The organism is Pseudomonas asiatica (genome assembly GCF_040214835.1).
Lineage (GTDB): Bacteria > Pseudomonadota > Gammaproteobacteria > Pseudomonadales > Pseudomonadaceae > Aquipseudomonas > Aquipseudomonas putida_Z.
Genome location: NZ_CP157874.1, coordinates 2177586 through 2201255, shown reverse-complemented (window position 1 = coordinate 2201255; position 23670 = coordinate 2177586). Strand labels below are relative to the sequence as shown.

23 protein-coding genes and 1 pseudogene are annotated in these 23670 nt (G+C 64.9%); 14 read left to right on the top strand and 10 right to left on the bottom strand.

Annotation, left to right across the window (positions count from 1 at the left end; genetic code table 11):
* Positions 1 to 50: 50 nt before the first annotated feature.
* Positions 51 to 986: a cyclase family protein gene (locus ABNP31_RS09975; protein WP_350013260.1), complete on the top strand. Its 936-nt coding sequence runs from the start codon at positions 51 to 53 to the stop codon at positions 984 to 986.
* Positions 987 to 1125: 139 nt separating this feature from the next.
* Here ABNP31_RS09975 and ABNP31_RS09970 read toward each other — a convergent pair whose 3' ends face one another.
* The 3 genes from ABNP31_RS09970 to ABNP31_RS09960 are packed head-to-tail and all read right to left on the bottom strand — an operon-like array spanning position 1126 to position 3435.
* Positions 1126 to 1902: an SDR family oxidoreductase gene (locus ABNP31_RS09970; RefSeq protein ID WP_085663251.1), complete on the bottom strand. Its 777-nt coding sequence runs from the start codon at positions 1900 to 1902 to the stop codon at positions 1126 to 1128.
* 33 nt (positions 1903 to 1935) lie between these two features.
* Complete coding sequence (locus ABNP31_RS09965) at positions 1936 to 2250, bottom strand: NIPSNAP family protein (protein ID WP_013972037.1); 315 nt, start codon at positions 2248 to 2250, stop codon at positions 1936 to 1938.
* Positions 2251 to 2271: 21 nt separating this feature from the next.
* A complete protein-coding gene (locus ABNP31_RS09960) occupies positions 2272 to 3435 on the bottom strand; it encodes an iron-containing alcohol dehydrogenase (RefSeq protein WP_350013259.1) in 1164 nt (387 codons plus the stop codon).
* Between the two features lie 266 nt (positions 3436 to 3701).
* Between ABNP31_RS09960 and ABNP31_RS09955 the strand changes: the two genes are divergently transcribed.
* Entirely contained in the window at positions 3702 to 5006 is a 1305-nt protein-coding gene (locus ABNP31_RS09955) for an MFS transporter (RefSeq protein ID WP_075044788.1), read from the top strand.
* Positions 5007 to 5360: 354 nt separating this feature from the next.
* Here the strand turns inward: ABNP31_RS09955 and ABNP31_RS09950 are convergent, their stop codons facing one another.
* The 3 genes from ABNP31_RS09950 to ABNP31_RS09940 form a co-directional block, all read right to left on the bottom strand.
* The gene (locus tag ABNP31_RS09950) at positions 5361 to 6281 is read right to left on the bottom strand and encodes a LysR family transcriptional regulator (protein WP_085663248.1); all 921 of its coding nucleotides are present in this window, start codon (positions 6279 to 6281) and stop codon (positions 5361 to 5363) included.
* A gap of 111 nt (positions 6282 to 6392) precedes the next feature.
* A complete protein-coding gene (locus ABNP31_RS09945; RefSeq protein WP_350013258.1) occupies positions 6393 to 7115 on the bottom strand; it encodes a hypothetical protein in 723 nt (240 codons plus the stop codon).
* A gap of 78 nt (positions 7116 to 7193) precedes the next feature.
* Complete coding sequence (locus ABNP31_RS09940; protein WP_025338583.1) at positions 7194 to 7496, bottom strand: DUF3077 domain-containing protein; 303 nt, start codon at positions 7494 to 7496, stop codon at positions 7194 to 7196.
* A 197-nt stretch (positions 7497 to 7693) separates the two neighbouring features.
* Here ABNP31_RS09940 and ABNP31_RS09935 point away from each other — a divergent pair, with 197 nt between their 5' ends.
* Positions 7694 to 8317, top strand: a complete 624-nt coding sequence (locus ABNP31_RS09935) for a glutathione S-transferase family protein (protein WP_015269931.1) — start codon at positions 7694 to 7696, stop codon at positions 8315 to 8317.
* Between the two features lie 153 nt (positions 8318 to 8470).
* Here the strand turns inward: ABNP31_RS09935 and ABNP31_RS09930 are convergent, their stop codons facing one another.
* Positions 8471 to 9646, bottom strand: a complete 1176-nt coding sequence (locus ABNP31_RS09930) for an MFS transporter (protein ID WP_085663246.1) — start codon at positions 9644 to 9646, stop codon at positions 8471 to 8473.
* Between the two features lie 94 nt (positions 9647 to 9740).
* Between ABNP31_RS09930 and ABNP31_RS09925 the strand changes: the two genes are divergently transcribed.
* The 3 genes from ABNP31_RS09925 to ABNP31_RS09915 all read left to right on the top strand — a co-directional run bounded on the left by ABNP31_RS09925 (position 9741) and on the right by ABNP31_RS09915 (position 12493).
* Positions 9741 to 10655, top strand: a complete 915-nt coding sequence (locus tag ABNP31_RS09925; RefSeq protein WP_085663245.1) for a LysR substrate-binding domain-containing protein — start codon at positions 9741 to 9743, stop codon at positions 10653 to 10655.
* A 212-nt stretch (positions 10656 to 10867) separates the two neighbouring features.
* Positions 10868 to 11359 (top strand): DUF1543 domain-containing protein, encoded by a 492-nt coding sequence (locus ABNP31_RS09920; RefSeq protein ID WP_085663244.1) that lies wholly within the window; start codon positions 10868 to 10870, stop codon positions 11357 to 11359.
* An 84-nt stretch (positions 11360 to 11443) separates the two neighbouring features.
* Positions 11444 to 12493, top strand: a complete 1050-nt coding sequence (locus ABNP31_RS09915) for a 5'-nucleotidase (RefSeq protein ID WP_085592344.1) — start codon at positions 11444 to 11446, stop codon at positions 12491 to 12493.
* Between the two features lie 182 nt (positions 12494 to 12675).
* On the opposite strand, the gene ABNP31_RS09910 is transcribed toward ABNP31_RS09915, so the two are convergent.
* Positions 12676 to 13317: an HD domain-containing protein gene (locus tag ABNP31_RS09910; RefSeq protein WP_350013257.1), complete on the bottom strand. Its 642-nt coding sequence runs from the start codon at positions 13315 to 13317 to the stop codon at positions 12676 to 12678.
* A 130-nt stretch (positions 13318 to 13447) separates the two neighbouring features.
* Between ABNP31_RS09910 and ABNP31_RS09905 the strand changes: the two genes are divergently transcribed.
* The gene (locus ABNP31_RS09905) at positions 13448 to 14419 is read left to right on the top strand and encodes a GlxA family transcriptional regulator (protein ID WP_085663242.1); all 972 of its coding nucleotides are present in this window, start codon (positions 13448 to 13450) and stop codon (positions 14417 to 14419) included.
* Positions 14420 to 14499: 80 nt separating this feature from the next.
* Here ABNP31_RS09905 and ABNP31_RS09900 read toward each other — a convergent pair whose 3' ends face one another.
* Positions 14500 to 14661, bottom strand: a complete 162-nt coding sequence (locus ABNP31_RS09900) for a hypothetical protein (RefSeq protein WP_024086757.1) — start codon at positions 14659 to 14661, stop codon at positions 14500 to 14502.
* A 172-nt stretch (positions 14662 to 14833) separates the two neighbouring features.
* Positions 14834 to 16027, bottom strand: coding sequence for an ATP-binding protein (locus ABNP31_RS09895; protein WP_350013256.1), 1194 nt, complete (start codon positions 16025 to 16027; stop codon positions 14834 to 14836).
* Positions 16028 to 16269: 242 nt separating this feature from the next.
* Here ABNP31_RS09895 and ABNP31_RS09890 point away from each other — a divergent pair.
* The 7 genes and pseudogenes from ABNP31_RS09890 to ABNP31_RS09860 form a co-directional block, all read left to right on the top strand.
* Positions 16270 to 16605 (top strand): annotated as a pseudogene (locus tag ABNP31_RS09890) (OPT/YSL family transporter); the annotation flags it as partial.
* Positions 16606 to 16673: 68 nt separating this feature from the next.
* Positions 16674 to 18932 carry a sigma-54 dependent transcriptional regulator gene (locus tag ABNP31_RS09885; protein WP_350013255.1) on the top strand — a complete coding sequence of 753 codons (2259 nt, stop codon included), beginning with the start codon at positions 16674 to 16676 and terminating at the stop codon, positions 18930 to 18932.
* A 30-nt stretch (positions 18933 to 18962) separates the two neighbouring features.
* Positions 18963 to 20159, top strand: coding sequence for an S-methyl thiohydantoin desulfurase domain-containing protein (locus tag ABNP31_RS09880; protein WP_350013254.1), 1197 nt, complete (start codon positions 18963 to 18965; stop codon positions 20157 to 20159).
* A complete protein-coding gene (locus ABNP31_RS09875; protein WP_350013253.1) occupies positions 20156 to 20872 on the top strand; it encodes an aspartate/glutamate racemase family protein in 717 nt (238 codons plus the stop codon). The genes ABNP31_RS09880 and ABNP31_RS09875 overlap by 4 nt, the downstream gene beginning before the upstream one ends.
* 180 nt (positions 20873 to 21052) lie before the next feature.
* On the top strand, positions 21053 to 21742 hold the full coding sequence (locus ABNP31_RS09870) for a hypothetical protein (RefSeq protein ID WP_046614039.1): 690 nt from the start codon (positions 21053 to 21055) through the stop codon (positions 21740 to 21742).
* 63 nt (positions 21743 to 21805) lie between these two features.
* Positions 21806 to 22243 carry a hypothetical protein gene (locus tag ABNP31_RS09865; protein WP_085663238.1) on the top strand — a complete coding sequence of 146 codons (438 nt, stop codon included), beginning with the start codon at positions 21806 to 21808 and terminating at the stop codon, positions 22241 to 22243.
* A gap of 117 nt (positions 22244 to 22360) precedes the next feature.
* Complete coding sequence (locus ABNP31_RS09860; protein WP_013972022.1) at positions 22361 to 23638, top strand: bifunctional O-acetylhomoserine aminocarboxypropyltransferase/cysteine synthase; 1278 nt, start codon at positions 22361 to 22363, stop codon at positions 23636 to 23638.
* Positions 23639 to 23670 lie beyond the last annotated feature (32 nt).

Sequence of the window (23670 nt, the reverse complement as noted above, 5' to 3'; positions counted from 1 at the left end):
GCCCTGCGCAGAATCTGCTCCTGACAACGCCTCACTATCAGGAGTACCCGATGAAACGCTTGAAGCCCCTGCTGCTCGCCGTCGCCCTGGCGACCACTGCCCAGGCCACCCTGGCCGCCGACTGGCAGACCTCGCCCTACGGCAAACAGGATGAAATCGGCGCCGCCAACCTGCTCACCCCCGAAGTGGTCAAGCAGGCGGTCGGCCTGGTCAAGACCGGCAAGACCTACCCGCTGGCCGTACCGGTGAGCAAAGACCTGCCGGCCTTCCGCCACCGCAGCTTCCACCTGTACAACATCCAGCCTGGCGAACAGGCCGGCCAGACCCTGGGCCGCAACAAGTTCAGCTTCAACGATGAACTGGTCAACGGCTGGACCGGCGTCGGCACCCAGCTCAACGGCATCGGCCACATCGGTATCGACAACGTCTACTACAACGGCAACAAGGCTGCCGATTTCGTCACGGTCGAAGGCGTGACCAAGCTGGGCGTGGAAAAAGTACCGCCAATGGTCACCCGTGGCGTGGTGCTGGACATGACCGCTCACTACGGCAAGGCCATCGTGCCGGGCGGCACCTCGTTCACCGTCGACGACATCAAGGCCGTGCTCAAGAAAGAAGGCATTACCCTGCGCAAGGGTGACGTGGTGCTGTTCAACACCGGCTGGCTGGAACTGATCGGCAAGGACAACCAGCAGTTCCTCGCCACCGAACCGGGCATCGACCTGCCGGCGGCCGAGTGGCTGGCTGACCAGGGCATTGTCGCCTTTGGTGGCGATACCTGGGCTTCGGAGGTGTACCCGAACCCGACCGGTGAAGAATTCCCGGTCAACCAGTTCATGCTGGCCAAGCGCGGCATCTACAACCTGGAGCTGATCGACACCCGCGCGCTGGTGAAGGACAAGGCGTTCGAGTTCCTGTTCGTGCTGGGCCAGCCCCTGTACAAGGGCTCGACCCAGGTGAACATCAACCCCGTGGCGATTCACTGATCGCCGCGCCTGAGGGCTGACACGGTACCTGTGGGAGCGGGTTCACCCGCGAAGAAAGCGACACGGTGCATGGCACCGGCTTCGCCGGTGTTCGCGGGTGAACCCGCTCCCACAGGGGGCCTGCGTTCAGTCAGGCGACTCAGAAGGTACCGGGGAACGCCCCACCATCGATCAACAGGTTCTGCCCGGTGATGTACCCGGCATGCGCACTGCACAGGAACGCGCAGTAAGCGCCGAACTCGCCGGCACTGCCAAAGCGCGCCGCCGGGATGGCCTTGCGTCGCGACTGGGCGGTGGCTTCCACATCGCCACCTGCCGCCTTCAAGGTCTTCCGCAGGCGCGCCGTGTCGAACGCCCCAGGCAGCAGGTTATTCAGCGTCACGTTGCTGCCCGCCAGGCGCTGCTGACGGGCCAGGCCGGCGATGAAGCCGGTCAGGCCACTGCGCGCACCATTGGACAAGCCAAGAATATCGATCGGCGCCTTCACCGCACCGGAGGTGATGTTCACCACCCGGCCGAACCCGCGCTCGGCCATGCCATCGACCACCGCCTTGATCAGCTCGATGGGGGTAAGCATGTTGGCGTCCAGTGCCTTCAGCCAGTCCTCGCGGCCCCAGTCGCGGAAGTCGCCCGGGGGCGGGCCACCGGCATTGTTGACCAGGATATCCACCTGCGGGCAGGCTGCCAGCAGCGCCTGGCGCACCTCGGCGTCGGCGACATCACCGGCCACGGTGCGCACCTCGATGCCCGGGCAAGCCGCGCGCAACTCGGCGGCGGTCTGCTCCAGGGTGGCCTGGGTACGGGCATTGATGACCAGGTTGACGCCTTCTTTGCCCAGCGCCTCGGCGCAGCCTTTGCCCAGGCCCTGGCTGGCCGCGCAGACGATGGCCCAGCGGCCGGTAATGCCTAGATCCATTGGGTTGCTCCTTGATGCAATGCAGTTACAGGGTCACTGGATCGGCGAAAACGCGGCAGGCATCAACAGCTTCGATTCCATCCGCACCAGCATCGGGAAGGCCACGGGGATGAAGCGCTCCAGCCAGTCCGCATCGCGGTACAGGGCGGCGCGGCGCTCGATGCGGTCGTCAAGGCTCTCGTAGGCCCAGATGTGCACCACCTGGTTCAGTTCGCCAATCTCGGTGTACCACCAGCCCACCAGCTTGGCGTAGCGCGAGATCACCGGCAAGCCTTCCTTTTCGAAGTGCTCCAGGTATTGCTTCATCTTGCCGATGTGCAGGGTGTAGGTACGCATTTCATAGAACATGGTCGTGGTTCCGTAAAAGGTTCAGAGGTTGCCGTGGTAGGCGTCGGTGATCAGGCGCTCGACATCGCGCGCGGTGGTCAGGCGTGGGTTGACCAGCACGTTGCCGCTGCGCATCGAGTCGCTGACCATCTGCGGCAGGAACTCCAGGTCCACGCCCAGTTCACGGATGGTCGCGGGAATGCCGATGGCCTGGTTCAGGGCCACCACCGCATCCACCGTGCGTGCCGCGGCCTGCTCCACGCTGAGCCCGGTCACATCGGCGCCCAGGGCAATGGCGATGTCGCGGAAGCGCTCCGGGCAGGCCGGCAGGTTGAACTTGATCACGTAAGGCAGCAGGGCGGCGTTGGCGATGCCATGGGGGATGTTGAACACCCCGCCGAAGGTGTGGGAAATGGCATGCACGTTGCCCAGCTTGGATTGCGAGAACGCCACCCCTGCCAGAAACGAGCCCAGCAGCATCTGCTCGCGGGCCGCCATGTCGGTGCCGACGAAGTAGGTTGTTTCCAGGCTGCCGGCAATCATGCGGATGGCCTGCAGGGCCATGGCCTGGCTGATCGGGTTGGCCTGGCGCGACACATACGACTCGATGGCGTGGGTCAGGGCATCCATGCCGGTGGCGGCGGTGATGGCCGCAGGCAGCTTCAGGGTCAGTGCCGGGTCGAGGATGGCCAGGCGCGGGAACAGCCGCGGGCTGACGATCACCGTCTTGAACAGCGTGCGCTTGTTGGTGAACACGGTCGACGCCGTGCATTCGCTGCCGGTACCGGAGGTGGTCGGGATGGCGAAGATCGGCAGCGGCGGCTGGGTCAGTTTGTCGTAGCCCTCGTAGTCGAGGATGTTGCCAGGGTTGGTGGCCATCGCCGCCACGCCCTTGGCGGTGTCGATGCTGCTGCCGCCGCCCACGCCGATCACGGCGGTGCAGTTGCGCTCTTTCAGCAGCGCCACGGCAGCGTCGAGCACGTCGGTGCTGGGGTTGGCTTCAACGGCGCAGAACAGCTGGTAGTCGATGCCCGCCTGCTCCAGCGAGGCGAAGAAGCCGGCCAGGATGCCAGCGTCGATCAGGCCCTGGTCGGTGACTACCAGCAGGGTGCCGTCCACGTACGGCTTGAGCAGCGCACCGGCCTGGTCGGCCAGGCCCGCGCCACATTTGGCAATGGTGGGGAAATGGAACTGGAATTGGCTCATGAGGGGTCCTCAGGCAACTGCGTTGTTCTTGTTGTGCCCGTCGTGACGCTGGCGGGCCGTGCCGGGGCAATCTAGAGCGCGGGCCAGGGCCGCCGATAATGAAAAGAGCTGATCCGCCAATAACCACTGCTTATCCCCTGCCTGGGTAATAAGCAGGCGTTATTGGCGGATCAGCTCTTTTCATTACCTGCACTGCCGGCAGCGCTCCAACAATCGGCCTGCGTAGTTGCTACGCCTCCCGATAATCACAACAACGAGCTCCTGCGATGAAGACCATCCCCTCCCCGGCCGACCTGGCGCTGCCCGCTGCGGCCCCGATGACCACGGTGCGCTGGCGCATCTTCCTGATCCTGTTGCTGCTGACCGCAATCAACTACATCGACCGCGCCTCGCTGTCGGTGGCGCTGCCGCTGATCGCCCCCGAATTCAACCTGACGCCGGCCATGGAAGGGCTGATGCTCAGTGCGTTCTTCTGGTCCTATGCCTTGATGCAGATCCCTGGCGGCATGCTGCTGGACCGCTTCCACACCCGCGGCATCATTGGCGCGGCAACTGTGGCCTGGGGCCTGTTCCAGGCACTGGGCGCGGCCTCGCACAACTGGCTGGTACTGCTGCTGACGCGTATCGGCCTGGGCGTGGCCGAGTCGCCGATCATGCCCGCCGGGGCCAAGCTCAATGGCGCCTGGCTGACGCCTAACGAACGTGGCCGTGGCGCGGTGCTGGTGGATGGCGGCGCGCCGCTGGGCAGCGCCCTGGGGGCGATCCTGATTTCCGGGCTGATTGCCTGGCTGGGTTCGTGGCGGTTGGCCTTCGTGGTGGCCGGGGTCGGCACCGTATTGGCCGGCATCCTGGCGTGGAAGTACATCCGCAACCACCCCAGCGAGCACCCGGGGGTGAACGAGGCCGAGCTGCGCCACATCACCGAAGGCAACGCCAGCGCCCATGCCGCGGCAGCCAAGGCCAGGCTGCCGCTGCGCGAGCTGCTCAAGGACCGTTCGATCTTTGCCATGTTCGCCGGCTACAGCTGCATCCTGGCAGTGTTCTACGGCCTGCTGACCTGGATGCCGAGCTACCTGCACAAAGCCCATGGCCTGAACATTTCGGCCATGGGCGGGGCGACCTTCCTGATCTTCATGTGCGGGTTTGTCGGCGAACTGATCGGCGGCTGGATCGGTGACCGCTGGCGGGCCAGCGGTGCCTCGCCGAACCTGGTGATGCGCACCATGTTCAGCGGTTCGGCGCTGGTGGCGGCGCTGTGCATCCTGGCGGCAGCCTATGTGGGCGAGACCGTCGCGGTGATCAGCCTGCTGTGCGTGGCGATGTTCTTCATCCGTTGGTGCGGGATGTACTGGTGCCTGCCGGCGATCATCGGCGGGCCGTCGCGCACCGGCGTGCTGGGTGGCACCATGAACTTCTGCGGCAACATGGCCGGAGTGCTGGTGCCGATCGTGATCGGGCTGATCGTGCAGTTCACCGGGGATTACTTCTTTGCGCTGATCTTCTTTGTGGTGGCTGCGGTGTTGATTGCGGTGTTTTCCAGCTTGATCGATTACCGCGAGCGGCAGTTCTGAGACCTAGATTGCGAGATCCCTGCATGGCTTCAGCCGCGAACACCGGCAGAGCCGGTGCCATCCACCAGTCGCCTGCTTCGCGGGTGAACCCGCTCCCACAGGGACGGCGCAGGCTTTCGGACTCACGCTGTACCTGTGGGAGCGGCCGTGGCCGCGAACACCGGCGCAGCCGGTGCCATCCACCGCGTCGCCTGCTTCGCGGGCATGCCCGCTCCCACAGGGACGGCGCAGGCTTCGGGCTCACGCTGTACCTGTGGGAGCGGCCGTGGCCGCGAACACCGGCGCAGCCGGTGCCATCCACCGCGTCGTCTTCTTCGCGGGTAAACCCGCTCCCATAGGGGGCCGCAACAGGGCTCAACCGGCCGTAAGCTCCTCCACCAGCAACCGCGCCGCCGGCGACAGCGGCGCTGCTACCCGGTGCACGATCCCGAACGGCTCGCTCAGTGCCCGCAGCTGCACTGCCAGCGACACCAGCAACCCGCGCTGCTCGGCAAACGCCGCCACGGCGCTGGGGATCACCGCCACCAGCGTCGGGTCGTCTTCCAGCAGCATGAAGGTGGCGAAGGTGGAGAAGGTTTCCAGCGGGTAGCGTGGCACCTCCACCCCCGCCTCGCTCAACTCACGCTCCAGCGCCTGGCGCATGGGCATGTTGGCCGGGTAGACGATCCAGCGATACTGGCTCAGGTCGCCAACTTCCAGCGCCGCCGCACCGGCCAGCGGGTGCTGAGGGTGCGCGACCACCGCCAGCGGCTCCTGGGCCAGTTCGACAAAGGCGTAGTCCGCCGCGTTGCGGCCCAGCCCTGGCCGGCAGATGGCCAGGTCCAGGCGCCCTTCATCAAGCTGGGCCAGCAGGTTTGCACTGGTGTTCTCGGCGATCTCCACCGCCAGTTGCGGCTGCTTGCGGCGCAACCGCCCGAGGGCACCGACCAGGGTCGGCATGGCACCCATGATGCTACCCACTGCCAGCCGCCCACCCTGGCCCTGGACGATGCCCAGCACCTCCTCGCGCAAATGCCCCAGGTCACTGTGAATCAACCGCGCATATCGCACCACGCAACGGCCTACGTCATTGGCCACCAGGCCGCTGGGCAGGCGCTGGAACAACGGCACACCCAGCACCTCCTCCACCTCGCGCAAGGCCTTGGTGGCACCGGGCTGGGAAATCGCCATGGCCTCCGCCGCCTTGTGCAGGGAGCCGCAACGGTCCAGTTCGATGAGCAGGCGTAACTGACGCAGGCGCAGGCGGGAAAAAATGGAGTCCAGGGAGGGGATCATCGGGCAGGCTCGGCATGGGTCTTGTAATGCCGAGCACTATAGAGGGTTGTCAACGCGCGATTGTTGAGTTTGCGGCAAATGTCCTTTGCCCTGAAGACACGCCCGGCAAGCTCACGCCAGGCGGCGACGCGACAGGCAGGCATACCCCAGACCCAGCACGCTGGCCGCCAATACGCCCAGCAGCACCATCAGCTCGCGGCTGTAACGGGCCACCCAGGCCGGGAAACCGATGACCTCGCGGTAAACCTGTATGTCAGCCTTGCCATCGGCGTGACTGATGCTGACCCCGCCCTGGCGGATCTGTGAGTAGTCCGCATCGAAATACACCCATACCTTGCACGCGCCACCCGGCTCGATGACGGGGATGTCCGCTTGCATGGTGGAGGTTTCCAGGATGGTGTCATTGCCAGCTGCATCGCGCACCTGTACCAGGCCTTTCGCCGGCAGGCGGATTTTCACCTGGCGCACCTGCGCATCACCGCTGTTGCGCAGCTCGATGAGCAGACCGGTACGGTGGTCGACCAGCCCGGCCTCGAAGGGCTTGGCGAACAGCTGGGCATACGGCGCCTGGGCCATTTCGATCAGCCGCTCGACCTGATCGTGGCTCAGCCCGCCCTCGCTGATTGAATTGATACGCCCCTGCAACTGCTCGTACTTGAGCTGCTCGCTGGCTTTGGTGATGCGTTCGCTGAACTGGCTGGGATAGGTGAGGTAGGCATAGGTCAGCGATGCCTCCAGGCGCGGGTTGCCCCTGAGCAACCCATAGGCGGCCAACAGGACCATCAGGCCAAGCAGCACGGCTACGAGGAGTTTCCCCACCTTGTCCCAGCTCAATGCGAACTTCCTTCTGTCGTGATACAGAGATTCAAACTGGCCAAGGGTGCCAAGTTCATGGTCCCCAGGCAAGCCTGACTAAGGCTCCTGCTCGCCTCCCCGAGCCTGGCGCAACTGCTGCAACTGGCCGTCGATCAGCGCCTTGGCCATGCCTGCCAGGTAATACGTGGCCTGCATCATCGCCTTGCGGTCACCGGGCCGGTCGATGGCCTTGCGGGTGAGTTCGGTAATGCAGCCCATGATGCTCGAGGCCTCCATCAGCGCCGTACGCATTGGCAGCTGCGCGTTCATCTGCACCAGTTCGGCGCCGCCGTTGCCAAAACGGCCCGCTGCACGCACTACATTGAGGTTGCTGCTTTCTTTCGGAGTGTCTTTGTCCATGTCCATTCCTCGGGGTTACGAGCGTGCCGAGACTAGGGCGCTGCCTGCCCCGCCACAATAACCTTGGGGGTGGAAAGGCTTACTTTCGGAAATGGACTACAAGGAACCTACAAAGGGGATGCTCCACCACCACTCAGGCTCTTGACCGGCAACCGGCAGTGACGGACGATCAATCTCCCCCCACAAGGATGAACACCATGCTACGGATACTGGGCAGAGCCTCCTCCATCAATGTACGAAAAGTCCTGTGGGCCTGCGCCGAGTTCGAGGTCGCGTTCGAGCGCGAAGACTGGGGGGCGGGCTTCAAGCCCACGGACAGCGCCGAGTTCCTTGCGTTGAACCCCAACGCCATGATCCCGGTGATCCAGGATGGTGACTTCACCCTGTGGGAGTCCAACAGCATCATCCGCTACCTGGCCACGCGCTATGGCGCCACCGCGTTCTACCCGGGCGAGGCGCAGGCGCGGGCCAGGATCGACCAGTGGATCGACTGGCAGGCCTCGGACCTCAACCGTTCCTGGAGCTACGCGTTCATGTCGCTGGTCAGGCACTCGCCCGCCCACCAGGACCCACAGGCCCTGGCCGCCGGCTGCGCGGACTGGGCGCGCTACATGCACATTCTCGACCGCCAGCTGGCAAGCACCGGTGCCTATGTGGCCGGCAGCCAGTTCACCTTGGCCGACATCCCCATTGGCCTGTCGGTCAACCGCTGGTTCGAAACGCCGTTCGAGCACCCGCACCTGCCGGCCGTGCGCGATTATTACGAGCGGCTGAGCGAGCGCCCGGCCTATCACCTGCATGGCCGTAACGGTACGCCGTGATGGCAACAGATTGACGACCGGGGCAAGACCGTGGGGCTGCTTTGCAGCCCATCGCGACACAAGGCCGCTCCCACAAGTACTGCCAGCGCCTTCCCTGTGGGAGCGGCCTTGCGTCGCGAAAGGGGCGCAAAGCGCCCCCAGGATCTCAAGCCCTTACACCGCTGCCCGATCCCCCAATGCCACCGCCCGCCCACGCCAGGCAAACATCAATACCATCACCAACCCAACCGCCGCCATCGCCGCCCCCGCCAGGGAAACCGCCGAATACCCCAGCCCGGCATTGATCACCGCCCCACCCAGCGCCGCACCAATCGCGTTACCCAGGTTGAACGCCCCGATGTTCACCGCCGACGCCAGGTTGGGCGCATCCTTGGCCGCCTCCATCACCCGCATCTGCAGCGGCGGCACCAGGGCAAAGCTGGCAGCGCCCCATACCAGGATCGCCAGCGCAGTCGGCAGCGGCCAGTCCATCACCAGCGGGAACACCAGCAACACCGCAATCAGCACGGCCAGCGACAGCATCAGGGTACGGTCGATCGAGCGGTCCGCCGCCTTGCCACCCCACACGTTGCCCAAGGTCAGGCCGACACCGAACAACACCAGCATGGCCGTGACGAAGGTGGTGGACGCTGCCGCCTCGCTCTGCAGGATCGGCGCGATGTAGGTGAATACCGTGAACATCGCACTGGAGCCCACCACGGTCAGCAGCAGTGCCGCCAGCACCGGCCCGCGGCCCAGCACGCGGATTTCGGCCATGGCCCCGCCACCCTTGGGCGACGGCACATTGGGCAGCGCGTACCAGAGGGTGGTCATTGCCACCAGCCCGAGCCCGGCGATGCCCCAGAATGCCGTGCGCCAGCCCAGCATTTCACCGAACCAGGTCGCCAGCGGCACTCCGCCGATGGTGGCCAGGGTCAACCCCATGAACATGGCGGCCACGGCCCCGGCGCGCTTCTCGGGCGGCACCACGCTGGCCGCGACGATAGAGCCGATGCCGAAGAACGCACCGTGGTTCAGCGAGGTGACCACACGGGCGACCAGCAGGCTGGCATAGTCGCTGGCCAGGGCCGACATCAGGTTGCCGAGGGTGAAGATGGCCAACAACCCGATCAGCAGGTAACGCCGCGGGATCTTCACCGTGGCCAGGGTCATCAGCGGTGCACCGATAAGCACACCGATCGCATAGGCACTGACCAACAGCCCGGCTGCGGGGATGGAGACGCCAAGGTCGGTGGCGATGCTGGGCAACATGCCCATGGGGGCAAACTCGGTGACCCCGATGCCGAAGGCACCGATGGCGAGTGCGACAAGAGGTGGATTGATACGCATGGCAAGCTCCTTATCTGTGCTGCAAATGCTACGATCCGAAGGCGAGCCGCACTAGACTGCATTTTTGCGAACCACCTTTGCTGAAGAGGCACAAATGGACTTCAGTGGAAGATCCGGAGAGATGGAAATATTTGCCAAGGTGGCCCACGAGGGCAGCCTGTCCGCAGCCGCTCGGGCGCTGGGCCTGACGCCTTCGGCGGTGAGCCGCATCCTCGCGCGCACCGAACAGCGCCTGGGCACCCGCCTGCTGCTGCGCACCACCCGGGCGATCACCCTCACGCCCGAAGGCGAAGCGTACCTGCGTGGTGCACGGCGGGTGCTGGCCGACATGCTCGAAGTGGAAGAGGCCATCACCGACCAGGGCGTGCCACGCGGGCGCTTGCGGGTCAGCGCAGCACTGGGCCATGGCCGCTTGACCGTGGTGCCGTTGCTGGCGGCGTTCAGCGCGCGCTACCCGCAGGTGCTGGTCGACCTTACCCTCAGCGACGAAGTGGCCGACATTCTTGGCGGCCAGGCCGACGTGGCGCTGCGCTTCGGCCACCTGCCGGACAGTTCGTTGAGCGCCCGCGCCATTGGCGAAACCGGCCAGGTGATCGTCGCCTCGCCCGAGTACCTGGCGCGCTGCGGTACGCCGCTTGTGCCGGAAGACCTGGCCCGGCACAACTGCCTGCGCTTCAACTTCCGCCGCGCCGCGCCCGACTGGCCGTTCCGCCGCGACGGGCAGGCATTTTCATTGAAGGTGACGGGCAGTATCGAATGCAGCAGCGGCGAGGCCTTGGCGCAGTTGGCCAGGCTCGGCGCCGGCGTGGCGCGCATCGGTACCTTTACCGTGGCCGACGACCTGGCCAACGGGCAGCTGGTGCCGTTGCTGGAGGCGTACAACCCGGGTGATCGCGAGCCGATCCATGCGGTGTTCGTCGGCGGCCCGGCGATGCCGGCGCGGGTGCGGGTGTTCGTGGATTTTCTGGTGGAGCAACTGTCAGGCCGGAGCTGTTGCGCAGAGAACTGAATTCGCAAACGGTACGCGTACCCTGTGGGAGCGGCTTTAGCCGCGAAGAATCCAACACAGTGCCTGGCACCGGCTGCGCCGGTGTTCGCGGCTAAAGCCGCTCCCACAGGGGCCCTGCTAATTCAATGAGTCCTGTGCAGTTCCATGAAAGCGGCATCCGCTTCTGGCAGTACAATGCCGCACTTTTACATCCACCATGCAAAGGACCGCCCATGCTTTACGTCGTCATGCTCGGAGGCCGCCACCCCGGCGCCAAGATCGAAGTTCACGATGTGGTGTTCGCCATGGCCGACACCTTCGAACAGGCCTACCCGCAGTTGCGCCAGGCCTGGTTCGGCAGCCCGAAAGGTTTGCACATCGATTCGTGGCTGGAAGTGCATGGCGTCGACGGCCAGCGCATCGAACTGCGCCCGCACGCCCCCGCCCCCGGTGCCCTGCGCCTGTACTTCATCAACCTCGGTGGTTATGAACGCGCAGTGTTCGGCGAGGCCCACCGCTACCTGCTGGTCACCGCCCACAGCAAGACCGAGGCCAAGGCCCTGGGCAAGCAACGCATGCAGGCGGGCTGGCTGAAGCCGCATACCGATGCCTTGCTGGATGTAGACGACTGCCTGGCGATCGACCAGGTGGCAGGGCAGTTCGTGCACCTGGTCGAAGGGGCGCATGAGCCGCTGATGGTGCGTAGCGACTACATCCTCATCTGATGCCGATAGCGCCTGTTGGTACTGAGGGCTTTCGTCACAGCGCACGGGTACACTTGCCTTCAGCTCACGCTCAGGAGTTGCTTCATGCCCTACCCCATCGAACAGAAACTGGTCATCGGCGTTGCTTCGAGTGCGCTGTTCGACCTCACCGTCTCGGACGACATCTACCAGACCCAGGGCGTCGAGGCTTACCGCCAGCACCAGCAGCAGAACCTGGACGAACCCTTCCCCAAGGGCGTGGCGTTCCCGTTCATTCGCCGCTTCCTGAGCATCAACCAGGCCTTCCCCGAGCAGCTGCCGGTGGAGGTGGTGCTGCTGTCGCGCAACTCGCCGGAAACCGGCCTGCGGGTGTTTCGCTCGATCAGCCACTACCAGCTGGACATCACCCGCGCGGCGTTCATGTCGGGCCGCTCGCCCTACGAGTACATCCCGGCGTTCAATGCCTCGCTGTTTCTCAGCGCCAACGAGGAAGATGTGCAGAAAGCCATCGACGCCAACTACCCGGCCGGGCGGGTGCTGCCGACACGCATCTACGATGACGAGATCGACACCGAACTGCGGGTAGCCTTCGACTTTGACGGGGTGATTGCCGATGACGAGGCCGAGCGCGTGTACAAGCGCGACGACAACCTGGACGAGTTTCAGGAGCATGAACGCGTGCGCAAGGGCATCCCGCATTCGCCGGGGCCGCTGGCGGACCTGTACCGCAAGCTTTCGCTGATTCGCATGCTCGAAGACCGCAAGTTGGCCGAGGACCCGGCGTACAAGCGCATCTTGCGGATTGCCATCGTGACGGCGCGCAATGCCCCTTCGCACGAGCGGGTGGTGACGACGTTGAAGGATTGGGGCGTATCGCCGGACGAGTGCTTCTTTCTGGGCGGGATGGAAAAACCCAGGGTGCTGTCGATACTGAAGCCGCATGTGTTCTTTGATGACCAGCGCAGCCATTTGCAATCGCCGGCGGGGGATTTGCCGATGGTGCATGTGCCGTTCGGGGTGGCGAATCGCGAGCGTTCGGTGGCAGACTCTGCGCTCGACGTGCCCCACAGGTACAGCGTTGCTCCCGAGGTTGTCGCTGAACCTGTGGGAGCGGCCTTGTGTCGCGAAAGGGCCGCAAAGCGGCCCCAGGATTGATGCGCAACAGTTGAAATTGCTGGGGCTGCTCTGCAGCCCTTTCGCGACACAAGGCCGCTCCCACAGGGGTTCGCGCCAACTTTTAGAATGTGAGCAAGACAACTGCTCCCACTTCGATCGCACCGGTTTGATGTAATGCGCAATACCTGCGCAACGCCAGTGCCATCCTCCGCCCGCTTTACTCAGCTCGCCCAGCAGGACTGCCGAATGACGCTGCAGAAATTCCCAGGCCGGAATGCAGGCTCCTTGTCCGCGATCACATCCGCCTTCACGTTGCCAAACGTGGTCTGCGGCTTGTGCCGAATCCCGTCGTAAAACGCCTGGATGATCGCCTCCTTGAACCGCTCCCCACGCGGGTGCGCCTGGACCACGGCGTCCCGCGCGGCAATCCCCAGCCCTTCGTGGTGCAACCCCAGCACATCAGTCTCTACCCCCGCCGTGACCAGGGCGATCAGCGGGTGCATGTGCTCTGGAATGCCCGGCGTGGTATGCAGCGCGATCGCCGTCCACACACGCTCGACATCGCGCTCGTCCACGCCGTGGCGCTGGAGGAAATCGCGCGCCGCATTGGCACCGTCCACCTCGAAGCGGCAGCAATCGCTGCTGTGCTGATGGGTCAGGCCCATGTCATGGAACATGCAGCCTGCGTACAACAGTTCACTGTCGTAGCGCAGTCCCAGCCGCTGCCCGGCAAGGGCCGCGAAGTAGAACACCCGGCTGGAGTGGTGGAACAGCAAAGGGGAAGCCGTGTCACGGACGAGCTCGGTGATTTCCCGAGCCATGGCGCTGGCGGGCACCTGGATACCAGCGATAGATGAGTACATGGTCGCTCCTGGGTGGGTTGATGACGAGCCCAGTCTGCTGCTGTGAGCCAATGTCCTCAATTGACTTGTAGCGCCAGATACTGCCATTGTCGGCGGATTACGGACTTGCGGCGCAACGCCCGGAGCCACCATGCCCTCTGCCCCCATCACGGTCGCCATCCTGGCCATGCCCGGCGTACAACTGCTGGATGCCTGCGGCCCGCTCGATGTGTTCGCCGAAGCCAACCGCCAGGCCGGCCGTGACGCCTATCGCCTGCTGTTGCTGGCTTGCGAACCGGGGCCGCTGGTGAGCTCTTCCGGTACGCGCCTGGTCGCCGACGGCTGGATCGGCGAAGACCTGGAAGCCATCGACACCTTGCTGGTCGCCGGCACGCCGCAGGCTGCCGAGCAGTACCTGCGCCCCGGCATTCTCGACTGGCTGCGACAACGCGCGGGCGCTTGCCGGCGTTACGGCTCGGTGTGCACGGGGGCGTTTGCCCTGGCGGCTGCCGGGTTGCTGGATGACCGGCGTGTGACCACCCATTGGGCCGTGGCGCAGCCGCTGGCCGAGCGTTATCCGCGGGTGCAGGTGGATGCCGACGCCATTCAGGTGCATGACGGCAACCTGCGTACCGCTGCGGGGGTAACGGCCGGGCTGGACCTGGCGCTGGCCCTGGTGGAAGAAGACCTGGGGCGGCATATTGCCAAGCAAGTTGCCGGGCACCTGGTGATGTACTTCAAGCGGCCTGGCGGGCAGCTGCAGTTCAGCCGGCAAGGTGGGACATCACCGGTTGGGCGTTCGGCATTGCAGGGGTTGCAGCGTTACGTGGCCGCCAACCCTGCACTGGACCACGGGGTTGCCAGCCTGGCTGCGCGGGTTGGGCTGAGCCCGAGGCATTTTGCACGGGTGTTTCAGGGTGATGTGGGCATGACCCCGGCCGCGTGGGTGGAGCTGGCGCGGGTGAATGCTGCGCGGGCGCGGCTGGAGGCTGGGCGAGAGGCACCGAAGCAGGTGGCGGCGCTGTGCGGGTTTGCCAATGCGGATACGTTGCGGCGGGCGTTCGTGAAGCATGTGGGGGTGACGCCGGCGGAGTATCGCAAGCGGTTTGGGCGGTCGGGGTGAGCTGAACCGAGGTGTGTGCGCTCGCGCCGGGTACGCTTTAGCGTCCCGGCCGAGGCTGTGCGCTCCGTCGCAAGGTCAGCTTAGCGAGGGCCACCGCCCTGATGACCGCCAAAGCCACCGCCGCCACCGTGGCCACCACCATGACCACCGCCACCACCCGGCGGCATGAACATCCAGCAGCCTGACAAGGCCGATACCAGCGCCGCAACCAGGGCTGCGCGGAAAAGGTGTTTCGACTTCATTTGAACGCTCCACAAGGCTAGATCTGCTGCCTGCCATTGCCAGGTTCGGCAGCGCGCGGATTCTAGAGCGGCAGCGTGATGGCCCGGGGAAACTTTGCATATCTTTACAGTCGTACTGGCAATCAGGGAGGACCGTTGCCTGTGATTGCGGCTTGCATGCCTGTAGAGCAGGCTAGCCCATCCGCCAATCATCGCCCGGCATGATACGCCGCATGAACTCATCGAAGAGCGGCACCGTGAACGCCGTATCACCGTGGTTCGGGCTGTAGATCATCCCTTTCTCGATCAATGCACTGCGCAGCGGTGCAAGCGTGGAAACCTTACGCGCCAGGCTGGCCGCGATATCACCAGAACGATGAGGGCCGGCCCCCAGATCCGCCATGCCACGCAGGTACTTCTTTTCCGCAAGCGTCAGGCGGTCAAAGCGCACCCGGAAGAAGCTCTCATCCAGTGTGGCAATCGCCTGCTCTGAAGCAGTTTCGACATCAGCGCTGGTGATGGGGCTCTGCGAGGCTACATCCCATGAATGCTTGCCCCACTCCTGCAGGAAGTACGGATAGCCCTGTGAATGTGCCAGCACACTTTCCAGCGCCGCCTCTTCGAATTCCACGCCTTCATCTTCTGCAGGCCGTACTACCGCAAACCTTGCGGCCTCAGGAGCAAGCGGGCCGATCTCAGGGAAATCGAACAGTCGCTCCGCATAGGATTTCGCGTTACCACAACGCCCGCGCAATTGAGGCAGGCCAGCCCCAACCAGCGTGACAGGTAACTGGCCCTGGGCACAGCGATGCAAGGCTGTAATCAACGCGGCCAACTGATCTTCGGCAACGTACTGCAACTCGTCGATGAACATCACCAGCGCCGTGTCCGCGCGCTGTGCGGCCTTGCCGGCCTCCTCCAGCAAGGTCGCCAAGTCGCCTTCGAGGTCACCGTTATCAGCCAAGCCTGGCTCCGGCTCCAGATCCAGACCCACCTCTATGTCCGCGTAAGTAACTTTCAACGACTTTGCAAAGCCGGCAAGGGCTCGTAACCCACGTTGAGCCAGGTCCCGAGCCGCTTCCACCCGGCTCAGGCGAAGCAACGCCAGGCGCAATTGGGGCGCCAACAGTGCGGGTAGCGAACGGTTTTCCGGCGCCTCCATGCGTATGGCATGAACACCCTCGGCCTCGGCTTCAATGCGCATTTTTTCGAGCAGTACAGTCTTGCCCACGCCGCGCAAGCCGACCATCAGCACGCTCTTCGCCGCTCGGCCCCGGCGAATGCGGGCGATTGCGATGCTTACCTGCTTGAGCAATGCGTCGCGACCAGCCAATGCCGGCGGCGGCGCGCCTGCTCCCGGGGAATAGGGATTAGCGATCGGGTCCATGACTTATACCGAGTTTAGGGATGTTATCGAATTTAGATAACTTAACTAATTTCACTTGATTCGGCAATGTCAGCAAAAGCGAGCCCCTGTGCACAGCACTTTCCTTGAGACCCAACGGTGTTGCCGCTAGCACTTCCGGGCTGTTGCTGGGCACCTTTCACAACCAGTAGCGACAGTGAACCTTTGTGGCAGCAGTGGCTCAGTTGTGCAAAGCGCGCTTACCACTCCGACAAGGGATTGCCATGAGAGATGCCCCGTCCACCGCCCTTCCCCAGGCTCGCATCGAACGTGAACTGAGCCTGCGGGCGGTGCTCACCGGCGTAGTGCTTGGCATTCTGCTGACGCCCTCGAATGTGTACGCGGGCCTTCGGATCGGCTGGTCGTTCAACATGTCGATCATCGCCTTGCTGGTCGGCTTCGCCCTGTGGCAGGGCCTGGCGGGGCGGAGCAAGGGCCGGCCCGCATGGACGTTGCACGAAAGCAACATCAACCAGACAGTGGCCTCGGCCGCCGCTTCCATCGTTTCTGGCGGGCTGGTCGCGCGCATTTACGACGTTCTGACCGGTGGCCACCCGGACACACAGCAGCGGCCGCGTCGCTCTGCTATACCTCATTGCCTGGCTCACCCCAACGAGGATGGATTCTCATGGAGCCACTGTGCACCACGCACCCGGGCGACGAGGACGGCGTGCCTGGCCGTTCGCCTGCCATGCAGGCGCTGCAAGCCCTGCTGCGACGGGTGGCGCAGAGCGACCGGCCGGTGCTGATCTTCGGCCCGACGGGAGCCGGCAAGGAAGTCATCGCCCAGCAACTGCACCGCCTGAGCGCGCCGGGCAAGCCGTTCATCGACCTCAACTGCGGGGCGATCCCCGAGCAATTGCTCGAGTCCGAGCTGTTTGGCCATGCCCGCGGCGCGTTCACTGGCGCGGTTGGCGAGCGCATGGGCCATCTGCAGATGGCTGGGACGGGGACTCTGTTCCTCGACGAGATCGGCGAACTGCCCCTGGCCCTGCAGCCGAAGCTGCTGCGGGTGCTGGAAACCGGGCAGTACCGGCCGCTCGGTAGCAGCGAGAGCCGGCACTTCCGCGGCAGGGTGGTGGCGGCCACCCACCGTGACCTCAAGCGCCTGGTGGCCGAGGAGCGCTTTCGCGAAGACCTGTACTACCGCTTGTCGGTGTTCGAGCTCGAACTGCCGGGGCTGAACGAGCGGCGGGAGGACATCCCGGACCTGATCGAGCACTTCTGCCGTCAGCAACGGCGACCGCTGCACTTCGATGCCGCAGCGCTGGAGCTGCTGTGCCAGCGAGATTGGCCCGGCAATGTGCGCGAACTGCGCAATTCGATCGATCGCATCGGCACCCTGGCCCCGTCACCACTGGTCGACCGGGAAACCCTCGAGCAGTTGCTGGCACCGCCCTCGCCCGCCTCTGCGCTTGCCGTAGAGCTGGCCGAAGCGCTGCTCGGGCTTGAGGGGCCGGACAAACTGGCGGCGGTGGAAACACTGCTGATCGAGCATGCGCTGAACCGCTGCAACGGCAACAAGAGTGCTGCGGCGCAGCTGTTGGGGGTCAACCGCAAGGTGATCGAGCGGCGGGTCCGGTTGCGCCAGGACTTGCGCCTGACCGTGGAGCGCTACCTGGCCGAAGGCCGCAAGCTGATCGACGGGGCCGACTTCCGCGGCGCCCTGGGCCCTTTGCAGAAAGGCCTGGAAGTAGCCGAGCGGGTCTACGAGGGCAAAGACCTGTGGCGTTTGCAATTTGAGTTGCACCGGTTACTGGGAGTTAGCTTTCGCAGTATTGAGGGCTGGTTGAGCATCACCAGCCTGGCCAGCTACCGGGACGCCCAGGCCTTGGCCGCGCGCCAAGGCCAGGCGCAAGAGATGGCGTCGGTGTCGTTCGGGCTGTGGACCACCCTGTTGATGGGCCTGGATCTGGCAGAGGCCCGCGCTACGGCACAACAGATGCTGCAGCAGGCGCAGATAGCCGGTGGCGAAGCACTGCGCATCGAGGCCCACCTGGCCATGGCCAACACCCTGTTCTGGCTCGGCGATTTCGAGGAAAGCCTGGCCTGCCTGACGCGCGGCAGGCTGCTGGAGGACGACCAGGCCAGTTGGCCATCGAACCAAGGGCTGGACCTGGTGGGCCTGGCCCGCACTTTCGAAGGCCTGGCCGCCTTCGAGCTGGGCCTGTTCAGCCAGGCGCGCCAGGCGCTGGCCCGCTTGCAGTCCCGCGCCGAGCAGGCGGTCGACAACCCCTTCAACCGCGCGGTCGCCCTGCAGGGCGCGGCCTGGCTCGCCGCAGTGCTGGGCGAGCGCGATGCACTCGGGCGCCAGGCCCGCGAGCTGGAGCTGCTCAGTGCGCGCCACGAGTTCTCCTTCTACCGGGGCGTGGGCATGATCCTGCGCGGCTATCACCAGGGCATATCGGGTGAGTACGAAGCCGGTGAACAGGCCATTGCCGAAGGCTACCAGCAGCATGTACTGCGTAACGGCGGCCTGTTGTTCCATGGTTTCCAGGCCTGGAAGCGCGGCGAAGTGCTGTTGCTGGGCGGGCGTGCAGAGGCCTGCCTGGAACTGGTGGATGTCGCCCTCGACCTGGCCCAGGACCATCAGGAGCGCGCCTACCTGTGCGAACTGATGCTGTTACGCGGCCGGGCGCTGCTGGCGCTTGGTGACGACCGCGAAGCCGAGGCGACCCTGCGCGTCGCCTTGTCCACCGCACTGACCCTCGGCGTGGTGCCGGCGCGGCTGCACGCCGCCTTGGAATTGGCCCGGTTGCTCGAACGCAGCGAACGTGGCGCCCAGGTGCAGTCGATCCTGGTGCGCGCGCTACGCGGTCTCGACCCGCAACTGGACTACCCGCCCGCCAGCACCGTGCGTAGCTGGCTGGCACGTTTGTCGAGCTGACCCCCTCAACCCGAAAGCAGGAGCACGATCATGGCGTTCGAGCTGGAGCACAAGGATCTGCAAGCGTTGATCAACGGTGGTTGTTTCTTTGGCAGTGGTGGTGGCGGCACCTTGGCGTCGGCCCGGCACTTGCTGGCCGCGTTCAATGTCGGGGAATTCTACCCGCGCGACCGCGTCAGGGTGGTCACGGTGGATGAGGCCCGTGCCGGCGACGCCGCGGTAGTGGCGTACATGGGTGCACCGGAAACGATCGGGCGTTGCCAGTACCCCCTCGGGCCGATTCAGGCCCTGGAATGCTTGCGCCAGCGCCTGAATGAGCAGGGCCGCGAGCTTGCCTATGTCGTGCCGCCGGAAAGCGGCGCGCTGGGCTTTCTGGTTGCGTGCCTGGCCGCCGCCAAGCTGGGCCTGGCGGTGGTCGATGCGGACGGCGCCGGGCGCGCGGTGCCCTCATTGCCGATGCTCACCTTCGCTGCTGCCGGTATACCGCCGCGGCCGGCGTTCGTGGTCAGCCAGGGCGGACTGGTGGTGGAGCTGAATGTGACGCCGCCGGCCAAGGCCCAGGGGTACGCTGAAAACGCCAATGTGATCGCCGAGCAAATGTTGCGCCCTGTGGTCGGCTCGCCGGCGTTCGGTGAGTTCGGTGGCCTGGCGCTATGGTGCATGAGCCCCGACCAGCTGCCTTCCGCGCTGCCGCTGCGCGGCACCCTCAGCCGCGCCCTGGCGCTGGGCAGAGCCCTGGCTGCGGGGCAGCTGCACACTTGCCAGGCCGTGCTCGACTGGCTTGGCCAGTTCGGCCTGATGGCCCGCTGCCTGTCCCGCAATGCGCGCCTGACCCACGCCGGCGTGACTACCCAGGGCGGCTTTGACATCGGCCGCATCGACCTCGACAGCCCAGAAGGCAGCTTGCGCCTGTGCTACGAGAACGAGTCGCTGTTGCTGTGGGACAAGCACCAGCCGCAACCGCTGGCCATGGCCCCGGACAGCATTGCCTGGTTCTTCGAAGGCCCGGGGCCGGCACTGGCCTCCAACGGCGACCTGGTGCGCGCCGACGGCTCGCTGGACCCGAGCTATGCCGGGCGCGGTGCCTGCCTGATCGGCTGGCAGGCGGCGGCGCCGCTACGCCAACCCGGTGGATTGATCGCGTGGAGCTTCGAGCAGTTGCTGGCAGACCTGGGTTACATGGGCGCTTACCGAAGCATCGAGCAACTGCAGGAGTTACGACCATGAGCCTGCGTATTGCGGTTCTCGCACCGGTCAACAGCAGCGACTACAACGAGGGCCTGCTGGCCTCGATAGCCCCAGTGGTGCCCCCGGACGTCGAGGTCCAGGTGTACAACATCGTCCAGGGCAGCCCGTGTATCCAGAACCGGCTGAATCTCACCGAGAACGCCCTGGCGGTGGTGCGCCTGGCCCAACAGCTTGAGCAGCAGGGGTTCGACGGCATCTGGCTGAGCGATTTCGACATGTGCGGCGTGGAGCCTGCCCGCGAAGTGATCGATATCCCGATCATTGGCGGCTTCCCCACCTCCGCGTTCAGTGCCCTGGGGTTGTGTCAGCGGTTTTCCATCATCACCATCCTGCAGAGCACCCTGGCCCTGCAACGCGGTCATGTGGCCAATTATGGCCAGAGCATCAATTTTGCCTCGATCCGTGCCATCGACTGCCCGGTAGCCCAGTTGGGTGATGTGGAGGTGGTACTGGTCAAGGCATTGCAAGCCGGGCTGGCTGCCATCAACGAGGATGGCGCGCAGGCACTGTTGCTCGGCTGTACCGGCTTCATGGGTGTCGCCGAGCGCTTGTCGAAGCTTATCGAGCAGGACCTTGGCTGCTACGTACCGGTGCTGGACCCCAACCAGTGTGGCTTCGGCTTCCTGCTGTCGCTGGTGCGAATGAAGGTGCGACCGAGCCGTTTGTGCTACGCCAGGGCGCCCCTTGGCTGAGGTGGCCGGATACGTCCGCCATGGGCTCCCCCAGGTGGACGAAAACGTCCACCTGTACCCCTGCTTTTCGGCCTAACTGGTTGAAAGGAAAGCGATCACCAGCCTGGCATGATCGATGCTCCTGTCACTGGGCCGAGCGCGTGACCCCACACGCTCGGCCCACATGACAAGGAGAGCATCATGAGCACTGACTACTATGTAGACTTCGACAACCAGACCAACGATACCTGGACCCTCGCGGTCTACCAGACCTTGCCAAGCTCGGTAGGGCTCGACAGCGTGTCCTGGAAGCAGACCACCGTGCCCACCCAGGGCTTCAGCGGGGTGGAGTGGACCATCGACTACAACGTGGTGATCGCCAACTATCGGCAGGTCGGTGGCGTCGGGGTGTACAAGGCCAGCCAGACGCTGTCGACGCAGCTCGGATCGGTCTGGGACTGTGTGTTCAAGGACAACGTCCAGCAACTGGTGCTGGGTAGCGGCTCCGCGCCCGGAGACAGCATCCAGATCAACAACAAATCGAACTTGCCTGCCAACCTGGGTATCGGCATGAGCGGGCAGGGTTCGGTGTTCAAGCCGGATGTGGTCGGTAGCGGCCAGGCTCAGTTCAAGGTGACACCCACTTATTACCTGGGGCTGTTCCAGAAAGTACAGCTGGGTGAAGTCATCAGCAGCAACGTCGTTGTCGGCCCAAGAGAGATCAAGTTCCCCAGTGGCATGAACTGCGCAACCGCAACTGCGCGCATGGACGGCGCCAATATCAAACTGACCATCACCTACTCCGAAGTGACCAAAGTATCCTACGAGGCTACCCAACGGTTGATCGCTGCCCGCCAGGAGCGCCTTGGCAGGGTTCTGGAACACGCCTGAAGCTGCGGCCGGCGCGCAGCAGCGCGCCGGCCTGCTGTCGCCGGATTCGGCAAGGAGCTGAGAATGAACAAACCCATAGAAATCGCCACCATCAACGCCGGCCCGCTGGCGTTTACCGCCGAGCCAAAGGTGAGTGGCGCCCAGTTACTGGACTTCGTCCATACCGTGGATCAGCAGATCCAAAGCGTCACCAAAGGCCTGGTCGAGCAGTTGAAGAAGGAAAAGATCAACGCCCATGTGGCGCAGCAGGGCCGTGACTACCTGATCATCCAGGAGGGCGTCAGCCCAGCTTCGCTGTCGCAACACGACAGCGTGGAGACCGATCCCGCACCACAACCCTCGCGGATCCGCATTTACGTCCGCAGTAGCGACGCACCGCCCACCATCAACGCGATGCGACTGTTCTTCCGTGACTGGCGCGCAGTGGCGGGCCTGATCGCGGTAGGCGGCGCCTGGCAGTTGGGGCAGTGGTTGATGCAGGTACGCCGCCAGGACCAGTAGAAGCACCTTTGAACGCGATGGGCTGCTGCCGGGCAGCCCATCGCGCGTTCACGCTTGACCCACGCCCTCCCCCCGCCACATGCTCGATCGCTCCACCCACGCTCAAGGAACGATTGCATGAAGCTGGAAACTCTCGCCATCCACGCAGGCTTCAGCCCCGACCCGACCACCCGGGCAGTGGCCGTACCGATCTACCAGACCACCTCCTTCGCCTTCGACGACACCCAGCACGGCGCCGACCTGTTCGACCTGAAGGTGGCCGGCAACATCTACTCGCGCATCATGAACCCCACCAACGACGTGCTCGAGCAGCGCATGGCCGCCCTGGAGGGCGGGGTTGGCGCGCTGGCGGTGGCCTCGGGCATGGCGGCCATCACCTACGCCATCCAGACCGTCGCCGAGGCCGGCGACAACATTGTCTCGGTGGCCAAGCTGTACGGCGGCACCTACAACCTGCTGGCCCACACCCTGCCGCGCATGGGCATCCACACCCGCTTCGCCGCCCATGACGACATCGCCGCCCTCGAAGCATTGATCGATTCGCGCACCAAGGCGGTGTTCTGCGAGTCCATCGGCAACCCTGCCGGCAATATCGTCGACATCGCCGCGCTGGCCGAGGCCGCCCACCGCCATGGTGTGCCGCTGATCGTCGACAACACCGTGGCCACCCCGGTGCTGTGCCGGCCGTTCGAGCACGGTGCCGATATCGTCGTGCACTCGCTGACCAAGTACATCGGCGGCCATGGCACCAGCATTGGCGGCATCGTCATCGACTCCGGCAAGTTCCCCTGGGCCGACAACAAGGAACGCTTCGCCCTGCTCAACACCCCCGACCCGTCCTACCACGGCGTCACCTACACCGAAGCCTTCGGCCCCGCCGCCTTCATCGGCCGCTGCCGCGTGGTGCCGTTGCGCAACACCGGTGCCGCGCTGTCGCCGTTCAATGCCTTCCTGATCCTGCAAGGCCTGGAAACCTTGGCCCTGCGCATGGAGCGCCACACCGAGAACGCGCTGAAGGTCGCCCGCTACCTGCAAGCCCACGAACAGGTGGCGTGGGTGAAATATGCAGGGCTGCCCGACCACCCCGAGCATGAGCTGGCCCAGCGCTACACCGGCGGCAAACCGGCGTCGATCCTGTCGTTCGGCATCAAGGGCGGCCAGGCGGCCGGCGCGCGCTTCATCGATGCGCTGCAACTGGTGGTGCGCCTGGTGAACATCGGCGACGCCAAGTCGCTGGCCTGCCACCCCGCCTCCACCACCCACCGCCAGCTCAACGACGAGGAACTGGAGAAGGCCGGCGTGCCACGGGACATGGTGCGCCTGTCGATCGGCATCGAGCACAGCGACGACATCATCGCCGACCTGGCCCAGGCGCTGGAGGCCAGCCGCGGTTGATTCATCTGCGCCCTACCCAATGCCTACGGCGG

Coding starts and splice junctions, on each gene's coding strand:
- ABNP31_RS09975 (WP_350013260.1), top strand. CDS start 51: ATGAAACGCTTGAAGCCCCTGCTGCTCGCCGTCGCCCTGGCGACCACT.
- ABNP31_RS09970 (WP_085663251.1), bottom strand. CDS start 1,902: ATGGATCTAGGCATTACCGGCCGCTGGGCCATCGTCTGCGCGGCCAGC.
- ABNP31_RS09965 (WP_013972037.1), bottom strand. CDS start 2,250: ATGTTCTATGAAATGCGTACCTACACCCTGCACATCGGCAAGATGAAG.
- ABNP31_RS09960 (WP_350013259.1), bottom strand. CDS start 3,435: ATGAGCCAATTCCAGTTCCATTTCCCCACCATTGCCAAATGTGGCGCG.
- ABNP31_RS09955 (WP_075044788.1), top strand. CDS start 3,702: ATGAAGACCATCCCCTCCCCGGCCGACCTGGCGCTGCCCGCTGCGGCC.
- ABNP31_RS09950 (WP_085663248.1), bottom strand. CDS start 6,281: ATGATCCCCTCCCTGGACTCCATTTTTTCCCGCCTGCGCCTGCGTCAG.
- ABNP31_RS09940 (WP_025338583.1), bottom strand. CDS start 7,496: ATGGACAAAGACACTCCGAAAGAAAGCAGCAACCTCAATGTAGTGCGT.
- ABNP31_RS09935 (WP_015269931.1), top strand. CDS start 7,694: ATGCTACGGATACTGGGCAGAGCCTCCTCCATCAATGTACGAAAAGTC.
- ABNP31_RS09930 (WP_085663246.1), bottom strand. CDS start 9,646: ATGCGTATCAATCCACCTCTTGTCGCACTCGCCATCGGTGCCTTCGGC.
- ABNP31_RS09925 (WP_085663245.1), top strand. CDS start 9,741: ATGGACTTCAGTGGAAGATCCGGAGAGATGGAAATATTTGCCAAGGTG.
- ABNP31_RS09920 (WP_085663244.1), top strand. CDS start 10,868: ATGCTTTACGTCGTCATGCTCGGAGGCCGCCACCCCGGCGCCAAGATC.
- ABNP31_RS09915 (WP_085592344.1), top strand. CDS start 11,444: ATGCCCTACCCCATCGAACAGAAACTGGTCATCGGCGTTGCTTCGAGT.
- ABNP31_RS09910 (WP_350013257.1), bottom strand. CDS start 13,317: ATGTACTCATCTATCGCTGGTATCCAGGTGCCCGCCAGCGCCATGGCT.
- ABNP31_RS09905 (WP_085663242.1), top strand. CDS start 13,448: ATGCCCTCTGCCCCCATCACGGTCGCCATCCTGGCCATGCCCGGCGTA.
- ABNP31_RS09900 (WP_024086757.1), bottom strand. CDS start 14,661: ATGAAGTCGAAACACCTTTTCCGCGCAGCCCTGGTTGCGGCGCTGGTA.
- ABNP31_RS09895 (WP_350013256.1), bottom strand. CDS start 16,027: ATGGACCCGATCGCTAATCCCTATTCCCCGGGAGCAGGCGCGCCGCCG.
- ABNP31_RS09885 (WP_350013255.1), top strand. CDS start 16,674: ATGGAGCCACTGTGCACCACGCACCCGGGCGACGAGGACGGCGTGCCT.
- ABNP31_RS09880 (WP_350013254.1), top strand. CDS start 18,963: ATGGCGTTCGAGCTGGAGCACAAGGATCTGCAAGCGTTGATCAACGGT.
- ABNP31_RS09875 (WP_350013253.1), top strand. CDS start 20,156: ATGAGCCTGCGTATTGCGGTTCTCGCACCGGTCAACAGCAGCGACTAC.
- ABNP31_RS09870 (WP_046614039.1), top strand. CDS start 21,053: ATGAGCACTGACTACTATGTAGACTTCGACAACCAGACCAACGATACC.
- ABNP31_RS09865 (WP_085663238.1), top strand. CDS start 21,806: ATGAACAAACCCATAGAAATCGCCACCATCAACGCCGGCCCGCTGGCG.
- ABNP31_RS09860 (WP_013972022.1), top strand. CDS start 22,361: ATGAAGCTGGAAACTCTCGCCATCCACGCAGGCTTCAGCCCCGACCCG.